Below are 16,755 nucleotides of genomic sequence, written 5' to 3'. Positions count from 1 at the left end.
GCCACGGCGGCGTGACATCCGTCACATCAGGTGTTGAACTTGAACAACAGCACGTCCCCGTCCTGGACGACATATTCCTTGCCTTCGTCGCGCGCCTTGCCGGCTTCCTTGGCCGCCACTTCGCCGCCCAGTGTGACGAAGTCGTTGTAGGAGATGGTCTGGGCGCGGATGAAGCCGCGCTCGAAATCGGTGTGAATGACACCGGCGGCCTGCGGCGCCTTGTCGCCCTTATGGATGGTCCAGGCGCGCGTCTCCTTCGGCCCGGCGGTGAAATAGGTGATGAGATGCAACAGGTCGTAGCCGGCGCGGATGACCTTGTTCAGGCCGGGTTCGTCGAGGCCCAGCGACGACAGGAATTCCATTTCTTCCTCGTCGGAGAGCTGGGCGACTTCCGCCTCGATCGCCGCCGAGATCACCACGGTGCCGGCGCCCTGCGCGGCCGCCATCTTTTCCACGGCGCTGGTGTGCTCGTTGCCGGTGGCGGCGTCGGCCTCGGCGACATTGCAGACATAGAGCACGGGGTGCGAGGTCAAGAGGTTCAGACCCTGCAGGATGCGCAGATCTTCGGTCGAGATGCCCTTGAGCAGGATGCGGGTCGGCTTGCCGGCCTGCAGCAGCTCGAGCGCTGCCTCCATCAGCGGCAGCACGGTCGTCGCTTCCTTGTCCTTGCTGCCGGCGCGCTTGCGGAATTGAACGATGCGGCGTTCGAGGCTGTCGAGGTCGGCGAGCATCAGCTCGGTTTCGACCGTCTCGGCATCGGCGACGGGGTCGATGCGGCCCTCGACATGGGTGATGTCGTCATCCTCGAAGCAGCGCAGCACATGCACGATGGCGTCGACCTCACGGATGTTGGCGAGAAACTGGTTGCCCAGGCCTTCGCCCTTCGAGGCACCGCGCACCAGACCGGCAATGTCGACGAAAGAGATGCGAGTCGGGATGATCTCCTTCGACTTGGCGATCGCCGCGATCTTCTGCAGGCGCGGATCTGGCACCGCCACCTCACCGGTGTTCGGTTCGATGGTGCAGAATGGATAGTTGGCGGCTTGCGCCGCAGCCGTTCTGGTCAACGCGTTGAAAAGCGTCGACTTGCCGACGTTGGGCAAGCCAACGATGCCGCATTTGAAACCCATTTTTGTTCGGTCCTATCGGGAAAATAGAAATTTGATCAGGGCTATGGGCGATAGGGGTGATCAACGTCAAGCCCTTCGGTCCCCTTGATGCTCAGTCCTTGCCGCCGAACAGCTTCTTCAGCATGGCGGCCATTGGACCGCTTTCCGGCAGCTTGACCACCGGCTGTTGAGGCCGTGCTTGGCGGACATGACTTTGCTGCTTGTGCGCCGGCTGCTTCGGCGCCGGCTTTTCCGGTTCCGAGCCGGACTTACCCTGGACGGCGAGGCTGGCCTTGTTCATGAAGCCGGACTCGTCGCCCTTGGCGATCATGGCGGCGTTGTCGGCGATCGCGTCGAGCAGCGGGTCGAGCCATTCGCGGTCGGCTTTGGCGAAATTGCCGAGCACATGGTGCTGGACCATTTCCTTGACGCCGGGATGGCCGACGCCGATGCGTACGCGGCGATAGGCGTTGCCGACATGGCCGTCGATCGAGCGGATGCCGTTGTGGCCGCCGGCGCCGCCACCGGTCTTGATGCGCAGCTTGCCTTCGGCAAGGTCGATCTCGTCATAGAAGACGGTGAGCGCGGAAAGCTCAAGCTTGTAGAAGCGCAGTGCTTCGCCGACCGACTGGCCGGACAGGTTCATGAAGGTCTGCGGCTTGATCAGGACGATTTTTTCGCCGCCGAGCGTGCCCTCGGAAATCAGGCCCTGGAATTTCTTCGACCAAGGCGAAAAGGAATGGCGGCGGGCGATTGCGTCCGCCGCCATGAAACCGACATTGTGGCGGTTGTCAGCGTATTTCGCGCCCGGATTGCCGAGACCTGCAAACAGCAGCATCGCCTGCTCCGGGCGTGAAAGAGTTACTTCTCTTCGGCGGCAGGAGCCGCTTCAGGTGCAGCCGCTTCAGCCGTCTCTTCCGTCTCCGGCTTCATCGCCGACGAACCGGCAATGGTCGCGATGGTGAAGTCGCGGTCGGAGATCACAGGCTTGACGCCAGCCGGCAGCTTGACCGCCGAGATGTGGATCGAGTCGCCGATGTTGGCGCCGGTGAGATCGACGGTGATGAACTCCGGGATCGCATTGGCCGGGCAGTGGAACTCGACTTCGTGACGCACGATGTTGAGCACGCCGCCGCGCTTGATGCCGGGCGACTTGTCCTCGTTGATGAAGTGGACAGGCACGTCGACATTGACCTGGGTGTCCTTGCCGATGCGCAGGAAGTCGACATGGACAGGGAAATCCTTGACCGGGTCGAGCTGGAAGTCCTTCGGCAGGACCTGGATCTTCTTGCCGTCGACATCGATCGTGGCGATCGTGGTCAGGAACCCGCCGCCATGGATCTTGTAGTAGATGTCCTTGTAGGTGAGCGCGATAGCCAGGGGAGGCTGCTTGTCACCATAGATTACTGCAGGCACTTTACCGTTGCGGCGAACTGCACGGGCGGACCCCTTACCGACCTGTTCGCGTGCTTCGGCCTTGAGCTCGTAAGTGTCGTGGCTCATGGCATTTCCTTTCGGTTTGTTCTGGAGCGCTCACGGTTGGCAGAGTGCCTGGACCGTAAACGTCGAAAGCCGACATACCCATGCATGATCTGGTCCGAAAACCGGAATCCACTTTTCGGGATCATGCGGGAAGGCGGCCTTCCGCCGCGTTGCCTCCAAGGGTGTCTACGCGGGTGGCGGCTCTATAGCGGAAGGCGGCCGGAGGTGCAAGCCAAAGGCACGTCCGGCTTGATGCAGCCAGGCGGTCGCTATCCGCGCTTTTCGATGACGGCATAGAGCACGTTGCGGTTCTCGCCGAAGAACACCTGCGCCTCGACGGTGTTGCGGTCGACGCTGGCATTGACGATGTTCCACATATCGACCTCCGACCGCAGCAGCAACACCCAGTCCATGAATGTCTCCCGGTAGCCGGCGTCAGGCGTGCCCTCGGCGTAGTTCGCAAACAGGAAGGTGCCGTTCGGCTTCAACATCTGCAGGCAGGTCTTCGTGAGTTTCACGGCGACGTTGTGGGCGAGGTAGTCGTAAAGGCCAGAGGCGTAAATGAAGTCGAATTTGCCGAGCTTGTGGCCTCGCGTGAGCACGGTTCGCACCGAGCCGTCGATGGCTTCGACCGCGGTGCCCTGGAAGTCGCGCGCGATCAGCCCAACACTCTGGGGGTCCTGGTCGAGCGCAACCCAGCGCTTGAGCCGGCCCTCCGTCAGGGCGACCGAACGATTGGCTTCCCGCAAATGGCCGGCCGCGATCGCCAGGACCTCGGTTTGCGGCCCATTCTTGACCGCAATCTCGTCGACATATCGGGTCAGGAGGTCGCGTCGTTCCCGTGCGGCGACGCATGACGGTACGTTCTGGGTATGGCTGTACAGGGCCTTGCCGATCTCCGAGGCGTTGGCCACGCTCTCTGCCACATGCGGATCGCAATAGATGTAATCAAGCAACTGCGCGTCGCCGGAATAGCCCCTGGGCTTGGTGAACGACCAGTGCGTCAGCGGATCCTCGAGAAAATACTTCAGGATCGGATGGCTCTGCGCGACCGGTATCAACGCATGCCAGACGTCGGGATGAACCTTGGAATGCAGGCCATTCAGAAAGGACAGCAAGCGACCGACGATCTCGGCCGGGTTCTTGTCCTGTTCGACCTGCTGCTGTGTCGCGTGGAGAATGAGGGCCAGCTCAGCACGCGCGGTTTCGAACGCTTCGCCATGATGCTCGAGCTTTCCCCGAGGCAGCGTGCCGGCGAGCATCTCGGCAGTAATCAAGCTTTTGCCATCAAGAACGGTCTGCACGCCATCACTCCATAGTTAACAGTCGGTTAACTTATTGCGTAGAATGCTCCCTTTGCCAATGTCGAGCCGACGGCATTTTATCGTTATGATTAATTTCCCGCCAACCATGTTCCTCTTTAGACGGCTTTCGGCCCGAATTCCGGGTTCGAGTTAACGGAAACTTGTCTTGCGCGATTGCATTTGTTTGCCCGGCGTCGCAATCGCCGTCGCGTCCAAGGAGCCGGCCCGCGTGGGGGCAGAAGCTGGAAATGAGTTCGGAAAACAAAATCCCTTTCAAACGGGGTCTATTGTGATGAACGAACACCTGTCATCCGTATTGGTCGATGCGGTTGATGCGGAGCCGTACGAGCCGCGCTACGAACTGGGGGCCGACGAGCTTCGCACCCTTTACCGCACGGAAGCGCAGGCGACGCGAAGAGGGGAAGCCAGGCCAGGGCTTTGGATCGCGGTTGCGATCTATCTCTTGTTTTCGGCAACCGATCTGCTGCTGATCCCGGATGTGGCCGCCTATACGATCACGGCGCGCTTCACGGTCGGATTGAGCGCGCTTTTGATCCTGGAAGCGCAGCTTCGCCATGGCGTCGGGACGGAATGGCTCGACGTGACCTGCGCCGGGGCCATTATCTTTGGCTATGTTGGTTGGCTGTGTCCGGCGATTATGGGCGCGGACAAGGAAAGTGTCTCTTACTATATGGTCTTTGGGACCATATTCATGATGAGCGCCAATCTTTTCTTTACGTTCAATTTCAAGCTTTCTATCGTAACTTCCGCAATAATTTTATGTATACTTTACATTGTAAACTACTTTGTTCCTTCAACCCTCACATACAAAATGGTGTTTGGGGCTTTCTATGTTTCTTGTTTCACGTTCACCTCGTATGTGAACTGGAAACTAAATGAGGAACGCTACAACGTCTTTCTGAATGCCCTGGAAGCCAAGATCCAGCACAATGAGGCGACCGAACGCGGCAAGGCCCTGCTGAGGTTGTCGCGGACCGATCCGCTTACAGGTCTGGAGAACCGGCGCGCGATCGACGAGAAGCTGCGGGACTACTGGAGCGATTGGCAAAAGGTCGGCACCAGCTTCGGGGCGATCCTCATCGACGTGGACTTCTTCAAGAAATTCAACGACTGCTACGGCCACCAGGAAGGCGACCGCTGCCTGATCCATGTCGCCAATGCCCTTAGCGAGATGATCAAACAGTATAATGGTTCCATAGGCCGCTACGGCGGCGAAGAGTTCATCGTCCTGGCGCGCATGGAGACAAAAGAGCAGATCCTGAACATCGCGGAAGCCATTTGCAGCACGGTGGAGAACCTGGCGCTTACCCACGAGCTCCGGCGCGACGGCGTCTCGATCGTAACGGTGAGCGTTGGCGCCGCATTCACCAGGACGCAGACCGGGGCCAAGCTGGAGAAGATCATCCACGAGGCCGATCGCGCTCTCTACCTGGCAAAAGCCGGCGGCCGAAATTGTGCCCGGCTGTTCGATCCAACCGATCCGCAAAGCAGCGACGAGAGTGAGAACATTGCGGCCTTGCTGAAGATCGCGATCGGCCAGAATCTCGTTTCACTCGTTTACCAGCCCATCCAGGATGTCAAATCGGACCGGGTTGAAGCGGTGGAGGCTCTGATGCGCCTCAAGATGCTGGACGGCACATCGGTTCCGCCGAGCCTGTTCATTCCCGTCGCCGAACGAACCGGCGCGATCCTGGAACTCGGGCGCTGGGCGATAAGGACAGTGTGCGCCGAGCTCCTGGCAGACGATCACGTCCATGTCGTCAGTGTCAACGTCTCCCCGATCCAGCTCAAGACCCCGGGCTTCGCAACGTCTGTCGCGACCATTCTGGGCGAGACCCGCGTCGCCGGCAGCAGACTGGCCTTCGAGATCACCGAAGGGCTGGAGATGGAGATGCATTCGGACATCCTGCGCTGCATCAGCGACCTGAAGCTGCTCGGGATCAAGATATGGCTCGATGATTTCGGGACGGGCTTCGCGGGCCTTTCGTGGCTTCGCCTGATCGATTTCGATACGGTGAAGATCGACCGCTCGTTTCTTCACGACTGCAGCTCCCCGAGCGGCAAGGCAATGCTGCAGGACATTATCACCCTGGTCCGAAATCGCGGCCACAAGATCCTGGTCGAAGGGGTGGAAACCGACGAGCAGATGGTCTTGATGCGCGAATTCGGCATAGACAAGATCCAGGGCTTCCATGTCGGCCGCCCCGCTCCCGCCGTCAGTTTCCAGGCAAAGCGGGCCATGCGCAAACGGTCATTTGCCGTGCTTAAGTCCGCATGATGGTGGCCTCTTTCCGACGTTTGGCTTAGCCGCCGTCAAAAGCCGTGCTACCGGTCGCCAATCAACGCGTTGCGTAGCGCCTGGATCTGCCGGTTCAAGGCATCGAGCTCGGCCAGCTTCATGCCCGAGCGCTCAATCAAGGTCTCATTCAGGCAGTTGCATTGGACCAGCAGCCCGCGCCCGGCTAATGTCAGATCGACCTGCACCTGGCGTTCGTCGGTCTGGCTGCGCTGGCGTGTCACCAGCCCGGCCTGCTCCATTCGCTTTACCAGCGGCGTGACGGTGCTCGATTCCAGAGCGAGCCTGTGGGCGATGGTGCCGACCGACATGCCGTCAGCCTCTCCAAGTGCGTTCAGTACCAGGTACTGCGGATAGGTGATGCCCATCTCATCCAGCATCGGCTTGTAAGTGCGATTGATCGCCATGCTGGTGGCATAGAGCGTGAAACAGAGCTGGTTATCCAAAGGGAGAGGCACGGCGAATTCCTTCTTGCCGATACGGCCATCAATTCGATACCACGAAAAATGATATCGCGATATATATTTTCGTGGACAAGCGTTTTGGACTGAGCTAGCTCTATCATTATCGCGATATTGTTTATCGCGAAAACAATTGAAGGAGATTGAGATGACCTCGCAAACCAAGCCCAGTTCCGGCAGCGGTACGATCACCACCAAGGACGGAACGCAGATTTACTACAAGGACTGGGGGACCGGGCAGCCTGTCGTCTTTCATCACGGCTGGCCGTTGAGCAGCGACGATTGGGACGCTCAGATGCTGTTCTTCCTGTCACAGGGCTACCGTGTCATTGCACATGATCGTCGTGGCCACGGCCGCTCGACCCAGACCGATATCGGCAACGAGATGGATACCTATGCCGCCGACGTCGCGGAACTCGCAGCCCATCTGGACCTCAAGAACGCCATCCATGTCGGCCATTCGACCGGCGGCGGCGAAGTGGCGCGTTATGTCGCCAAGTATGGCGCCGGCGGCCGTGTCGCCAAGGCGGTGCTGATCGGCGCGGTGCCGCCAATCATGCTCAAGACTGCCGCCAATCCCGGCGGCCTGCCGATCGAAGTGTTCGACGGCTTCCGCTCTGCCCAGGCAGCCAATCGCGCCCAGTTCTTCCGCGATGTTCCCGCCGGTCCATTCTATGGGTTCAACCGCCCGGGCGCGGACATCTCGCAGGGCGTCATCGACAATTGGTGGCGCCAGGGCATGATGGGCGGCACCAAGGCGCATTATGATTGTATCAAGGCGTTCTCGGAAACCGACTTCACGGAGGATCTGAAGGCAATCGACGTGCCGGTCCTGGTCATGCACGGAGACGACGACCAGATCGTTCCGATCGCCGACTCGGCGCTGCTGACGATCAAGCTGCTCAAGAAGGGCGAGCTTAAGGTCTACGAGGGTTTTCCGCACGGCATGGCCACAACCCATGCCGATGTCATCAACGCCGACCTGCTGGCCTTCTTCAAGGCATAGGGCTTTCCGAATAGCCTACAAAAATGCACCCGCCATCAGGCGGGTGCATTTTTTGTGAGGTTCAGATTAGCGTGATCTAGGCAACTAACTGCGCTTTGCGTGCTTCCTTCATGTTCGGCAGGAACACGGTGAGCAATCCAAGAAACGGCAAATACGAGCAGATCTGGAAGACGAAATCGATGCCCTTCATGTCGGCGACGATGCCGAGCACGGCCGCCGCGATGCCGCCCATGCCGAAGGCGAAGCCGAAGAAGATGCCGGCGATCATGCCGACGCGGCCCGGCACGAGCTCCTGCGCAAAGACGACGATGTTCGAGAAGGCCGAGGACAGGATCAGGCCGATCAGCACCGTCAGCACCATCGTCCATTCCAGATTGGCGTAGGGCAGGGCGAGTGTGAAAGGCAGCACGCCGACGATGGAGAACCAGATCATCGCCTTCTGTCCGTAGCGGTCGCCGAACGGGCCGCCGAGCAGGATGCCCAGCGCCGAGGCACCGAGGAACAGGAACAGCATGACTTGGCTCATCTGCACCGAAACGCCGAACTTATGCATGGAATAGAAGGTGTAGTAGCTGGCGAGGCTGGCGATGTAGGCATTCTTGCTCAGCACCAGCAATGTCAGCACGATCAATGCATTCGTCACCTTGCGGCGCGGGAAAGGCGAAACGAAGCTCGCCGCCTTGCGGGTGCCCTGCGCGGCACGCAGCCGGCTGTACCAGCCGCCGACCTGCCACAAAACGATGATGCCGATCAGCGAGCCGACGGCGAACCAGGAAATGCTGGTCTGGCCGAACGGCACGACGATGAAGGCCGCCAGCAGCGGCCCCATGGACTGGCCGAAATTGCCGCCAACCTGGAACAGTGACTGCGCCAGGCCGAAGCGGCCGCCGGAGGCGAAGCGGGCGATGCGCGAGGATTCCGGATGGAATATCGCCGAGCCGATGCCGATCAGCGAGGCGCCGATCAGCAGCAGCGAATAATGCCCGGCATAGGCGAGCACAATCAGGCCGATCAGCGATGACGCCATGCCGTAGGGCAGCGAATAGGGCATCGGCCGCTTGTCGGTGATCATGCCGATCACAGGCTGCAGCAGCGATGCCGTCACCTGGAAGGTGAAGGTCAACAAGCCGATCTGCCAGAAATCGAGGCCATAATTCTCTTTCAGGAGCGGGTAAATGGCCGACAGCAGCGACTGCATGATATCGTTGATGCAATGGCAGAAGCTCACCGCCAGGATGACGGTGAAGGCCGTCGCCTGGGCTGAAGCGTGACTGGTGGTCGCCGGTGGGGCGACGCTGGCGGCTATCGTATCGGTCAAGGTAGGCTCCGTGGTCTTTTTGGCGGGCAGGGCCGCAGGCAGTTGACGGACGCACCTGCGGCCGCCTTGTCGGACGCTCCTGTGGAGCGCTTGGGGACGGTGCCTTATAAGCTGCTTGCGGGATGACTTCTTTCGTGGTTTGGTCCAATAGTTTCGCAAGTGGGCCATATCGGATGCCGCACGGCAAAGAAGTCTTTCACGCTGGCAACGCCAATCTCGGCCAGTTGCACGAGAGCCGCTGGCAGTGGCTTGAGCAAGTGGCCGGGCCGGCGGTGGCATTGCCGACCGAATATCCCGATGGCTACCGTGTGCCGCAGCACCGCCACAGCCGCAGCCAGCTCTTGCATGCGCTTGTCGGCGTGGTGTTGGTGACGACGCGCTACGGGCGCTGGATGGTGCCGCCGGACCACGCGATGTGGATTCCAGCCGGCACCGAGCATTCCGTCGAGATGCTGGGCGATGTCTCGATGCGCTCGGTCTATGTCATGCCACAGGCGATCCCCGGGCTGCCGGAAGGCTTGCGCGTCGTCGGCGTCACCGACCTGATGCACAGCCTGATCGTGGAATCGGAAAAGCTGCCGCAAGGCGGCGTTCTGGAAGGACGCGGTGGGCTGATCATGAACCTTTTGCTGCACGAAATCCCGACCTTGCCGGAACGGCCGCTCGGCCTCCCATTCCCGTCCGATCCGAGGCTGTCGGCGCTCTGCCGGCGCTTCGTCGCGGCACCGTCGCCGCATGCGACGATCGATGAATGGGCGGATGCCGCCGGCATGAGCCGCCGCTCCTTCACCCGCGCCTTCCAGCGCCAGACCGGCCTGTCGCTGTCGACATGGCGCCAGCAGGCCTGCCTGTTCGCGGCGCTGCCCAGGCTAGCGGACGGCGAGCCGATCACCAGGGTGGCGCTCGATCTCGGCTATGACAGCGTGCCGGCCTTCATCACCATGTTCAAGCGCATGCTGGGGAACTCGCCGCGCGGCTATATGCGCGGCGCACGAGAGAGCGTCGAGGTCGCTCGTCGCCTGGTCGGCCCGGTTCGGTTGGAAAGCTCTGTGCCGTAACGGCAGGTGCTGTTCTAGAGCGTTTCACCGTTTCACTGAAACGGCGATCTGCTCTAACTCTTTGTTTTGACGCGGTTCTAGACGGAAAACCGCTTCACACTTTTCCTGGAATTGCTCTAGTCGAACAGGCTCGACACCGATTCTTCGGTCGCGGTGCGCGAAATGGCTTCGCCCATCAGGTCGGCGATCGAGATGACGCGGATGTTGGGCGCGTCGAGCACGCCCTGGGTGGGCTGGATGGAATCGGTGATCACCAGTTCCTGCAGCTTCGAGCCGCTGATGCGGGCAACCGCACCGCCCGACAGCACACCGTGGGTGATATAGGCGGTGACGCTGGTGGCGCCGTTGGCCAGCAGCGCATCGGCGGCGTTGCACAGCGTGCCGCCGGAATCGACGATGTCGTCGATCAGCAGGCAATCCTTGCCGGCGACCGCGCCGATGATGTTCATGACTTCCGATTCGCCGGGCCGTTCGCGGCGTTTGTCGACGATGGCCAGTTGCGCATCGAAGCGCTTGGCCAGCGCACGGGCGCGGACCACGCCGCCAATGTCGGGCGAAACCACCACGACGTTGCCGAGTTGCTTGTATTTGGCCTTCACGTCGCGGGCCATCACCGGCACGGAAAACAGATTGTCGGTCGGAATGTCGAAGAAGCCCTGGATCTGGCCGGCATGCAGGTCAAGCGTCAGAACGCGGTCGACACCGGCGCGGGTGATCATGTTGGCGACCAGCTTGGCCGAGATCGGCGTGCGGCCGGAGGCGCGGCGGTCCTGCCTGGCGTAGCCGAAATAGGGGATGACCGCCGTGATGCGCTTGGCCGAGGAACGCATGAAGGCATCGATCATGATGAGCAATTCCATCAAATGATCGTTGGTTGGGAACGAGGTCGATTGCAGGATGAAGACATCCTCGCCGCGCACATTTTCCTGGATTTCGACGAAGATTTCCTGGTCGGCGAAGCGTCTGACCGTGGCTTTGCCCAGCGGGACGTTGAGGTACCGGGCGACCGCTTCGGCCAGCACCCTGTTGGAATTGCCCGCGAAGAGTTTCATGCACGGTTCCTGGTGGAGGATGATGAGACCTGACGGACTCGCTTGCGCCCTTTAACCGGGCTTTTAGCGGCCCGCGCCGGTATTGCAAGCGCCGAGATCGGGAATCCGCCGGCTAAACTCAAGAAAGCTCCGCGCCATCGCCGGGCTGCAACAGGGAGCAGCGGACTTGCGCTGCTCCTTCTTCTCGTTGGGCATCGGATTTTCCCAAACCGTCTCCACTTTTGGGTCCGATGCCTCTAGCCCGCCTTGCCGCCGAGCCAGGCCGCGAATTGGTCGATGGTCTGGTCGGCGATCGCCTGCATGGTGGCCGGCGAGACCCCCTTCCAGCTGTCGCCGCCCGCGCTGGCGCCGGAATTGACCGACGGGGCCTTCTGCTGACCATTGATGCGGTGCAGCCGGTTGCCGGCGGGGTCATAGACATCCCAGACGTAGATGACGGTGGTGTCGGCGCCTTCCGACATCGTCGAGAAATAGCCCTTCAGCACATGTGTCACGGTCTGGTCGGCGCTGCCGGCGAGCGTGATACCGCGCTGCCTGGCGCGCGTCTGCAACTCCGCCGTCAGAGGTGTCGCGGCCTCGACCGATGCGCCGACGATCGGCGCGATCTGCAGGCGGGTCTTCGACAGGATGGCAGCGCTTTGGGCTGATGTGACCGGTGCGGCGGTGGTTGCGGAAGCGCCCGCCGTGCTGGTGGCGGGCCCGGCCGGAACCGTGCTGCCTGACGTTGCGGGCAGCGTCTGGGTCGACGTCGCCGGCGGCGTGATCGCCGACGGTTCGAGCACGTCCTTTGCGTTGGTGCAGGCGGCAAGAGCCAATGCCACAAGCAATGACACGGTCGTCACATGCGATCGTCTCATTTGCCTTCTAACTCCTTGGCGAAGAACGCCTCCCACTGTGGATTCACTGTACGATCAAGTCGAGATCATGGCGGGACAGCGGCTTGGGCTGGGATTCGGTGGTCAGGTAGGTGCGGCCAAGCGTCATCGCCGTCTCGGTATCGGAGTCCATGATGATCATATGGGCGAACAGCGTCATGCTGGGCGCGATCGGTTCGGGATTGCCCTGGTAGAACATCGGCATGTCCATCCAGGACGGGGTGAAGCGGGCGCCGACTGAATAGCCGCAGGCGTTCAGCCGGTGCTTGGTCAGGCCGTGCGCCTCCATGGTGCGGGCATGAGCATCGAAGACGTCGCCGAAGCTGTTGCCCGGCGTCATCGCCTTTTCGACAGCCAGAAGTGCCGCGCGGGCGGCGTCGAACAGTTCCTGATGGCGCTTCGACACCTTGCCGGTCAGCACCGTGCGCATCATCGGTGCGTGGTAGTGGTTGAAGACGCCGGCCCATTCGAGCGTCAGCTGGTCATTTTTGGTGAGCTTGCGGCGGCCGGCCTTGTAGCGGCACAGCAGCGCATCGACGCCGGAGCCGATGATGAATTCGTTGGCCGGATAGTCGCCGCCGCCGGCAAAGATCGCACCCTGCATGGCGGCCAGGATCAGGGCTTCGTCGCCGCCTTGCTTGATCAGCGGCAGCGCCGCGTCGAGCGCATCATCGGAAAGATTGGCGGCCTTCTCGGCCTTGGCGACCTCGGCCGGGCTCTTGAACAGGCGCAGACGGCCGACAATGCCGGACGCATCGGCGATCTGGCCGAAGGTCTGCAACTGTTCGTCGAGCCGTCGGCCATTGAACGCGGTCAGGCCATGGGTGTCGTATTCGACACCGATGCGGGCGCCGAGCAGGTCGAGTTCGTTGAGCAGATTGCGCAGGTCGACCGCCGGATTGGCCCCGTTGCGGTCCGTCCACAAGACGATGTTGTCGATAATTGAGGTCTGACGCGCCTGGCGCAGGTCGGCCGAGCGGGTCAGAAGCACCATCGAACCGTCGGCCTTCACCACCAGGCACTGGAAGAAGCAGAAGCCGAACGTATCGTAGCCGGTCAGCCAGTACATGCTTTCCTGCGCGAACAGCAGGATGGCGTCGAGCTTCTTTTCGGCCATCTCGATGATCAGCCGGTCGCGCCGCGCGTCAAATTCAGATCGTTCAAAATGCAGCGCCATTATTCCCTCTCCAAGACAATTGCCGAAACCTGCCGGCCGTAATCGGGCTCCTTGCGATGCGTGGTGCGCCGGTAGGAGTAGAACAGGCCCTCCTCGGCGTAAGTGCAGCGGTCGAGGCCCTCAGCCGTCACGCCGGCCTTGGCCAACCGGTCAACCGTGTAGCGGTTGAGGTCGAACATGGCATGGCCGGCATTGGCGGACGGCGTGAAATAGAGGATGTTTTCGGCGTCGGCATCGACAAAGCGGGCGACGAATTCCGGGCCGACCTCGTAGTTTTTCGGGCCGATGGAGGGGCCCAGCACGGCGACGATGTTTTGGCGCCGGGCGCCGAGGCTTTCCATCGCCAGGATGGTGTTTTCGAGCACGCCGGTGAAGGCGCCTTTCCAGCCGGCATGCGCGGCGCCGATGACGCGCGCCTGCGCATCGGCGAACAGCACGGGACCGCAATCGGCGGTCGAGGCGCCGATGGCGATGCCCGGCCGGTCGGTGACGATGGCGTCTGCCTTGGGCCGCTCGCCGGCAAAGGGTTCGCTGACGCTGATGACGTCGGGCGAATGGACCTGCCAGGCGGTCAACAGATGGCTCGCCGGCACGCCCATCCAGGCGGCGACGCGGCCGCGGTTCTCGGCGACCAGCGCCTGGTCGTCATTCGATCCGGTGCCGATGTTGAGGCCCTGGTAGATGCCGCTGGAGACACCGCCGATGCGGGTGAAATAGCCGTGGCGGACGCCTTGTGCCTGCGCCTTGTCCAGCAGCGGCGACCGAACGGGATCCGGTTTGGTCTGATTCAGCATGCGGGCGTTGTTGTCCGTGTGGGCGGTTTCGTCAAGAAGAAGGTGCTTGGTCGAGAACAGGCGCTGCAAAGCGCGGACGGGAGATTGGGAGGGGCGGCGGTAAAAAGTCAATCCGCCCCGGCGAAGGGCCGAACCGCCACGCCGCGGGGCAGTACCGCAAGCACCTTGAACAGCTCGCCCATGGCTTGCGGCCCTGCGAGGCGCTCGACGTCCCCGGCGATCCTTTCGCGCGCCGCCTGGCCGGCATCGGCGCCAAGCCGGCCGGCGCGCTCGAGGATACCCATGCCGAGGAGGAAGTCGCCCTGTGTCGTCAGATGAGCTTCGAGGCCATGTGCACGCACGATCGCGGCAAGGGCGGCGAAATCGACATGGGAGGTGAGGTCGGCCTCACCGGGATTGGCCAGCACATCTTCGTGATCGTGGCTGCGCAAGGCCTGAAGCGTGTCCCCGACACCCGGCTGGAGATGGCCGTAGTCGAGAAACAGGCCAACGCCGCCATGCCTGGATATGCGCTCGGCGATCGTTGCCATGAGTGCGGTGCGGGCAGGCGCCACTTCGGCAATCGCACCTTGCGGCGCTTGAGTGGCATCGGCGGGCAGCAGCGTTGGGTCGACCGAACCGGCGCCGGCGAAGAAGCAAAGGTCGTTGGTTTCGTCGAGGCCGACCATGCGCTCGCGCCAGCCGGTGCCGGCGCGGACGAACTGGCGGATGGGCACGGCGTCGAACAGTTCGTTGCCGACGATGAACAGCGGTTGCTGCGGCAAGGTCTCGATGGTTTCATGCCAGCCAACCGCGAAGGGTGTGGCGCCAAGCGTCTGCTTCTGCACCTCGGTCAGGCGCGGGCTGGTTTCGATCATGGCGAAGAGGGCGCCGTTAGCCAGCTCCGGATCAAGCCGCGACAGCGTGCGCAGCATGTCCTTCATCAGCGTGCCGCGGCCGGGGCCGATCTCGGCGAAGGTGGCCGGCAGCGGCCGGCCGCTCGCCTGCCATGCCTGGTACATCCACACGGCGACCAGTTCGCCGAACATCTGGCTGATTTCCGGCGCGGTGATGAAGTCGCCGGCCGCACCAAAAGGTTCGCGCGTCGTGTAGTAGCCGTCCGCCGGGTCGAACAGGCACAGCGCCATATATTCGTTGATCGGAAGCGGCCCCAAGGCCTCGATCAGGTCAACGATGCGGGTTTTCAGCCGTGTCATGCCGGCTGCGGCTGCGTCACCGGCTTGGCGGTCAGCATCGCCCAGATACCGGCCAGCACCATCGGCGTCGACAGGATCATGCCCATGGTCAGCCAGTTGGTGCCGAGGAGGTAGCCGAGCTGCTGGTCGGGCTCTCGGAAGAACTCGACGAAAATGCGCGACAGGCCGTAGCCGCAGATGAAGGCGCCGCCGACGAAGCGCGGCGTCTTCAACTTGAGGCGCGAATGGGTGAGGATGCGCAGCACGAGGAACAGCACCACGCCTTCGAGAAGCGCCTCGTAGAGCTGGCTCGGGTGACGGGCAAACGGCCCGCCATTGGGAAACTCGAAAGCCCAGGGCACGTCGGTTGGCCGGCCCCACAGCTCGGAATTGATGAAATTGGCGACGCGCACCAGGCCAAGGCCGACCGGCACGCCGGCGGCCACGACGTCAAACAGCGACCAGATGCGGATGCCGCGCTTGATGGAAAACAGCGTCATGGCGAGGATGACGCCGAGCAGGCCCCCATGGAACGACATACCGCCTTGCCAGACCGCCAAGATGTCGAGCGGGTGGGCGATGTAGCGCGGCAGATCATAGAACAGCACATAACCGGTGCGGCCGCCCAGCACGACGCCGATGGCCGCCCAGACGATGAAGTCGTCGAGATCCTCCGGCTTCATCGGCAGGACGCCGTTCGGCCATAGCTTGGCATTAGAGGCGAGCCGCTTGGCATACCACCAGGCGAACAGGATGCCGACGATATAGCCGACGCCATACCAATGCACCGCCAGCGGCCCGATCTGGATGAGGATCGGGTTGATGTTGGGGAAGGGTAAGGAGGCCAGCGGCAGCAGGAAATATTCGTTCAACGGGGAACTCTCGGTTGCGAACGTGTTTGGGCGCCGGACCATGCGGCAGGGTTTTGGCAGGGTCAAGGCAAGGTGGGCGCTCCCGACTTGATGCCGCAGCAGGCTTCAACGTTCTTGCATTCCGCGCGCAGCGCCACTACGTCATTTCAATCAAGCGAGGATTTGCCATGTCGACCGGACCGAACCGCATTCTCGATGAATTCGCCAAGCTGATGACTGATGCCGCCGGCGCTGCCCAGGGCGTGCGCCGGGAGGTGGAGACCGCCTTCAAAGGCCAGGCCGAACGCATCCTCAACACCATGGACGTGGTGCAGCGCGAAGAGTTCGAGGCAGCGCGCGAGATGGCCGCCAAGGCCCGGGAAGAAAACACCCGCCTTGCCGCCCGTATCGAGGTGCTCGAGGCGAAGCTTGCGGAACTGGCCGGTGACGCCGCACCGGCGGCGGCGGCCAAGTCCCGCGCAAAAAAATAATCGTTAAACTTTTCCACATAGCCCGATCCTGAAAAGCGCTTTGCCGTGAATCGCTTAACGGCATTGCATGAATCTTTGTGACAGCGGCTTTCCACATGCGAATGACGCAGTGCGAAAAATTGGGCTGTTCACGCGACTCCCGATCAATAGACTGAATTTGTTGCATGATTCGGAGCAGGGTCATGCGACCGGGCGGTGGGGTCCGGTCTGGGGTCTTTGCGTCGAGAAGTAGTCTTTTGCGCAGGAAAGTCCTGGCCGTCCGAGTTCTAGACAAGATTGTTCGTT

The 16,755-nt window shown here is 61.8% G+C and carries 17 protein-coding genes; 4 read left to right on the top strand and 13 right to left on the bottom strand.

Features of this window, described 5'->3' with window-relative positions; genetic code table 11:
• Positions 1-26 precede the first annotated feature (26 nt).
• The 4 genes from ychF to NKH52_RS11815 all read right to left on the bottom strand — a co-directional run bounded on the left by ychF (position 27) and on the right by NKH52_RS11815 (position 3,895).
• The gene (ychF, locus tag NKH52_RS11830; protein WP_352730026.1) at positions 27-1,130 is read right to left on the bottom strand and encodes a redox-regulated ATPase YchF; all 1,104 of its coding nucleotides are present in this window, start codon (positions 1,128-1,130) and stop codon (positions 27-29) included.
• A 91-nt stretch (positions 1,131-1,221) separates the two neighbouring features.
• The gene (gene pth / locus NKH52_RS11825) at positions 1,222-1,947 is read right to left on the bottom strand and encodes an aminoacyl-tRNA hydrolase (protein WP_352730025.1); all 726 of its coding nucleotides are present in this window, start codon (positions 1,945-1,947) and stop codon (positions 1,222-1,224) included.
• A 23-nt stretch (positions 1,948-1,970) separates the two neighbouring features.
• Positions 1,971-2,612, bottom strand: coding sequence for a 50S ribosomal protein L25/general stress protein Ctc (locus NKH52_RS11820; protein WP_023809827.1), 642 nt, complete (start codon positions 2,610-2,612; stop codon positions 1,971-1,973).
• Positions 2,613-2,860: 248 nt separating this feature from the next.
• Positions 2,861-3,895 (bottom strand): class I SAM-dependent methyltransferase, encoded by a 1,035-nt coding sequence (locus NKH52_RS11815; RefSeq protein WP_352730023.1) that lies wholly within the window; start codon positions 3,893-3,895, stop codon positions 2,861-2,863.
• Between the two features lie 292 nt (positions 3,896-4,187).
• Between NKH52_RS11815 and NKH52_RS11810 the strand changes: the two genes are divergently transcribed.
• A complete protein-coding gene (locus tag NKH52_RS11810; protein ID WP_128303836.1) occupies positions 4,188-6,194 on the top strand; it encodes a putative bifunctional diguanylate cyclase/phosphodiesterase in 2,007 nt (668 codons plus the stop codon).
• Positions 6,195-6,241: 47 nt separating this feature from the next.
• Here the strand turns inward: NKH52_RS11810 and NKH52_RS11805 are convergent, their stop codons facing one another.
• A complete protein-coding gene (locus NKH52_RS11805; protein ID WP_352730021.1) occupies positions 6,242-6,670 on the bottom strand; it encodes a MarR family winged helix-turn-helix transcriptional regulator in 429 nt (142 codons plus the stop codon).
• Positions 6,671-6,821: 151 nt separating this feature from the next.
• Between NKH52_RS11805 and NKH52_RS11800 the strand changes: the two genes are divergently transcribed.
• Complete coding sequence (locus NKH52_RS11800) at positions 6,822-7,679, top strand: alpha/beta fold hydrolase (protein ID WP_352730019.1); 858 nt, start codon at positions 6,822-6,824, stop codon at positions 7,677-7,679.
• Positions 7,680-7,755: 76 nt separating this feature from the next.
• Here NKH52_RS11800 and NKH52_RS11795 read toward each other — a convergent pair whose 3' ends face one another.
• Positions 7,756-8,997, bottom strand: a complete 1,242-nt coding sequence (locus tag NKH52_RS11795) for an MFS transporter (RefSeq protein WP_023809817.1) — start codon at positions 8,995-8,997, stop codon at positions 7,756-7,758.
• Between the two features lie 173 nt (positions 8,998-9,170).
• Here NKH52_RS11795 and NKH52_RS11790 point away from each other — a divergent pair, with 173 nt between their 5' ends.
• The gene (locus tag NKH52_RS11790) at positions 9,171-10,055 is read left to right on the top strand and encodes an AraC family transcriptional regulator (protein WP_352730017.1); all 885 of its coding nucleotides are present in this window, start codon (positions 9,171-9,173) and stop codon (positions 10,053-10,055) included.
• Positions 10,056-10,171: 116 nt separating this feature from the next.
• Here the strand turns inward: NKH52_RS11790 and NKH52_RS11785 are convergent, their stop codons facing one another.
• The 7 genes from NKH52_RS11785 to lgt all read right to left on the bottom strand — a co-directional run bounded on the left by NKH52_RS11785 (position 10,172) and on the right by lgt (position 16,000).
• Positions 10,172-11,107, bottom strand: coding sequence for a ribose-phosphate pyrophosphokinase (locus NKH52_RS11785; RefSeq protein WP_013530002.1), 936 nt, complete (start codon positions 11,105-11,107; stop codon positions 10,172-10,174).
• Positions 11,108-11,170: 63 nt separating this feature from the next.
• On the bottom strand, positions 11,171-11,302 hold the full coding sequence (locus NKH52_RS11780; RefSeq protein WP_256747485.1) for a hypothetical protein: 132 nt from the start codon (positions 11,300-11,302) through the stop codon (positions 11,171-11,173).
• Positions 11,303-11,343: 41 nt separating this feature from the next.
• Positions 11,344-11,964: a hypothetical protein gene (locus NKH52_RS11775; RefSeq protein ID WP_352730015.1), complete on the bottom strand. Its 621-nt coding sequence runs from the start codon at positions 11,962-11,964 to the stop codon at positions 11,344-11,346.
• Positions 11,965-12,007: 43 nt separating this feature from the next.
• Positions 12,008-13,159, bottom strand: a complete 1,152-nt coding sequence (locus NKH52_RS11770) for a M24 family metallopeptidase (protein WP_352730013.1) — start codon at positions 13,157-13,159, stop codon at positions 12,008-12,010.
• Positions 13,159-13,953, bottom strand: a complete 795-nt coding sequence (gene pgeF, locus NKH52_RS11765; RefSeq protein ID WP_352730011.1) for a peptidoglycan editing factor PgeF — start codon at positions 13,951-13,953, stop codon at positions 13,159-13,161. The genes NKH52_RS11770 and pgeF overlap by 1 nt, the downstream gene beginning before the upstream one ends.
• 107 nt (positions 13,954-14,060) lie before the next feature.
• Positions 14,061-15,149, bottom strand: a complete 1,089-nt coding sequence (locus NKH52_RS11760; RefSeq protein ID WP_352730009.1) for a class I SAM-dependent methyltransferase — start codon at positions 15,147-15,149, stop codon at positions 14,061-14,063.
• Entirely contained in the window at positions 15,146-16,000 is an 855-nt protein-coding gene (gene lgt, locus NKH52_RS11755) for a prolipoprotein diacylglyceryl transferase (protein ID WP_352730007.1), read from the bottom strand. The genes NKH52_RS11760 and lgt overlap by 4 nt, the downstream gene beginning before the upstream one ends.
• A gap of 167 nt (positions 16,001-16,167) precedes the next feature.
• Here lgt and NKH52_RS11750 point away from each other — a divergent pair, with 167 nt between their 5' ends.
• Positions 16,168-16,470: an accessory factor UbiK family protein gene (locus tag NKH52_RS11750; protein WP_352730005.1), complete on the top strand. Its 303-nt coding sequence runs from the start codon at positions 16,168-16,170 to the stop codon at positions 16,468-16,470.
• Positions 16,471-16,755 lie beyond the last annotated feature (285 nt).

The sequence above is a fragment of the Mesorhizobium sp. M1066 genome, from assembly GCF_040318635.1.
GTDB lineage: Bacteria > Pseudomonadota > Alphaproteobacteria > Rhizobiales > Rhizobiaceae > Mesorhizobium.
This window is presented reverse-complemented; position numbering and strand designations above follow the sequence as displayed.

What these genes read in the sequence shown, in the direction of transcription:
- ychF (WP_352730026.1), bottom strand. Translation starts at nt 1,130, where the DNA reads ATGGGTTTCAAATGCGGCATCGTTGGCTTGCCCAACGTCGGCAAGTCG.
- pth (WP_352730025.1), bottom strand. Translation starts at nt 1,947, where the DNA reads ATGCTGCTGTTTGCAGGTCTCGGCAATCCGGGCGCGAAATACGCTGAC.
- NKH52_RS11820 (WP_023809827.1), bottom strand. Translation starts at nt 2,612, where the DNA reads ATGAGCCACGACACTTACGAGCTCAAGGCCGAAGCACGCGAACAGGTC.
- NKH52_RS11810 (WP_128303836.1), top strand. Translation starts at nt 4,188, where the DNA reads ATGAACGAACACCTGTCATCCGTATTGGTCGATGCGGTTGATGCGGAG.
- NKH52_RS11800 (WP_352730019.1), top strand. Translation starts at nt 6,822, where the DNA reads ATGACCTCGCAAACCAAGCCCAGTTCCGGCAGCGGTACGATCACCACC.
- NKH52_RS11790 (WP_352730017.1), top strand. Translation starts at nt 9,171, where the DNA reads ATGCCGCACGGCAAAGAAGTCTTTCACGCTGGCAACGCCAATCTCGGC.
- NKH52_RS11785 (WP_013530002.1), bottom strand. Translation starts at nt 11,107, where the DNA reads ATGAAACTCTTCGCGGGCAATTCCAACAGGGTGCTGGCCGAAGCGGTC.
- NKH52_RS11780 (WP_256747485.1), bottom strand. Translation starts at nt 11,302, where the DNA reads ATGCCCAACGAGAAGAAGGAGCAGCGCAAGTCCGCTGCTCCCTGTTGC.
- NKH52_RS11775 (WP_352730015.1), bottom strand. Translation starts at nt 11,964, where the DNA reads ATGAGACGATCGCATGTGACGACCGTGTCATTGCTTGTGGCATTGGCT.
- NKH52_RS11770 (WP_352730013.1), bottom strand. Translation starts at nt 13,159, where the DNA reads ATGGCGCTGCATTTTGAACGATCTGAATTTGACGCGCGGCGCGACCGG.
- pgeF (WP_352730011.1), bottom strand. Translation starts at nt 13,953, where the DNA reads ATGCTGAATCAGACCAAACCGGATCCCGTTCGGTCGCCGCTGCTGGAC.
- NKH52_RS11760 (WP_352730009.1), bottom strand. Translation starts at nt 15,149, where the DNA reads ATGACACGGCTGAAAACCCGCATCGTTGACCTGATCGAGGCCTTGGGG.
- NKH52_RS11750 (WP_352730005.1), top strand. Translation starts at nt 16,168, where the DNA reads ATGTCGACCGGACCGAACCGCATTCTCGATGAATTCGCCAAGCTGATG.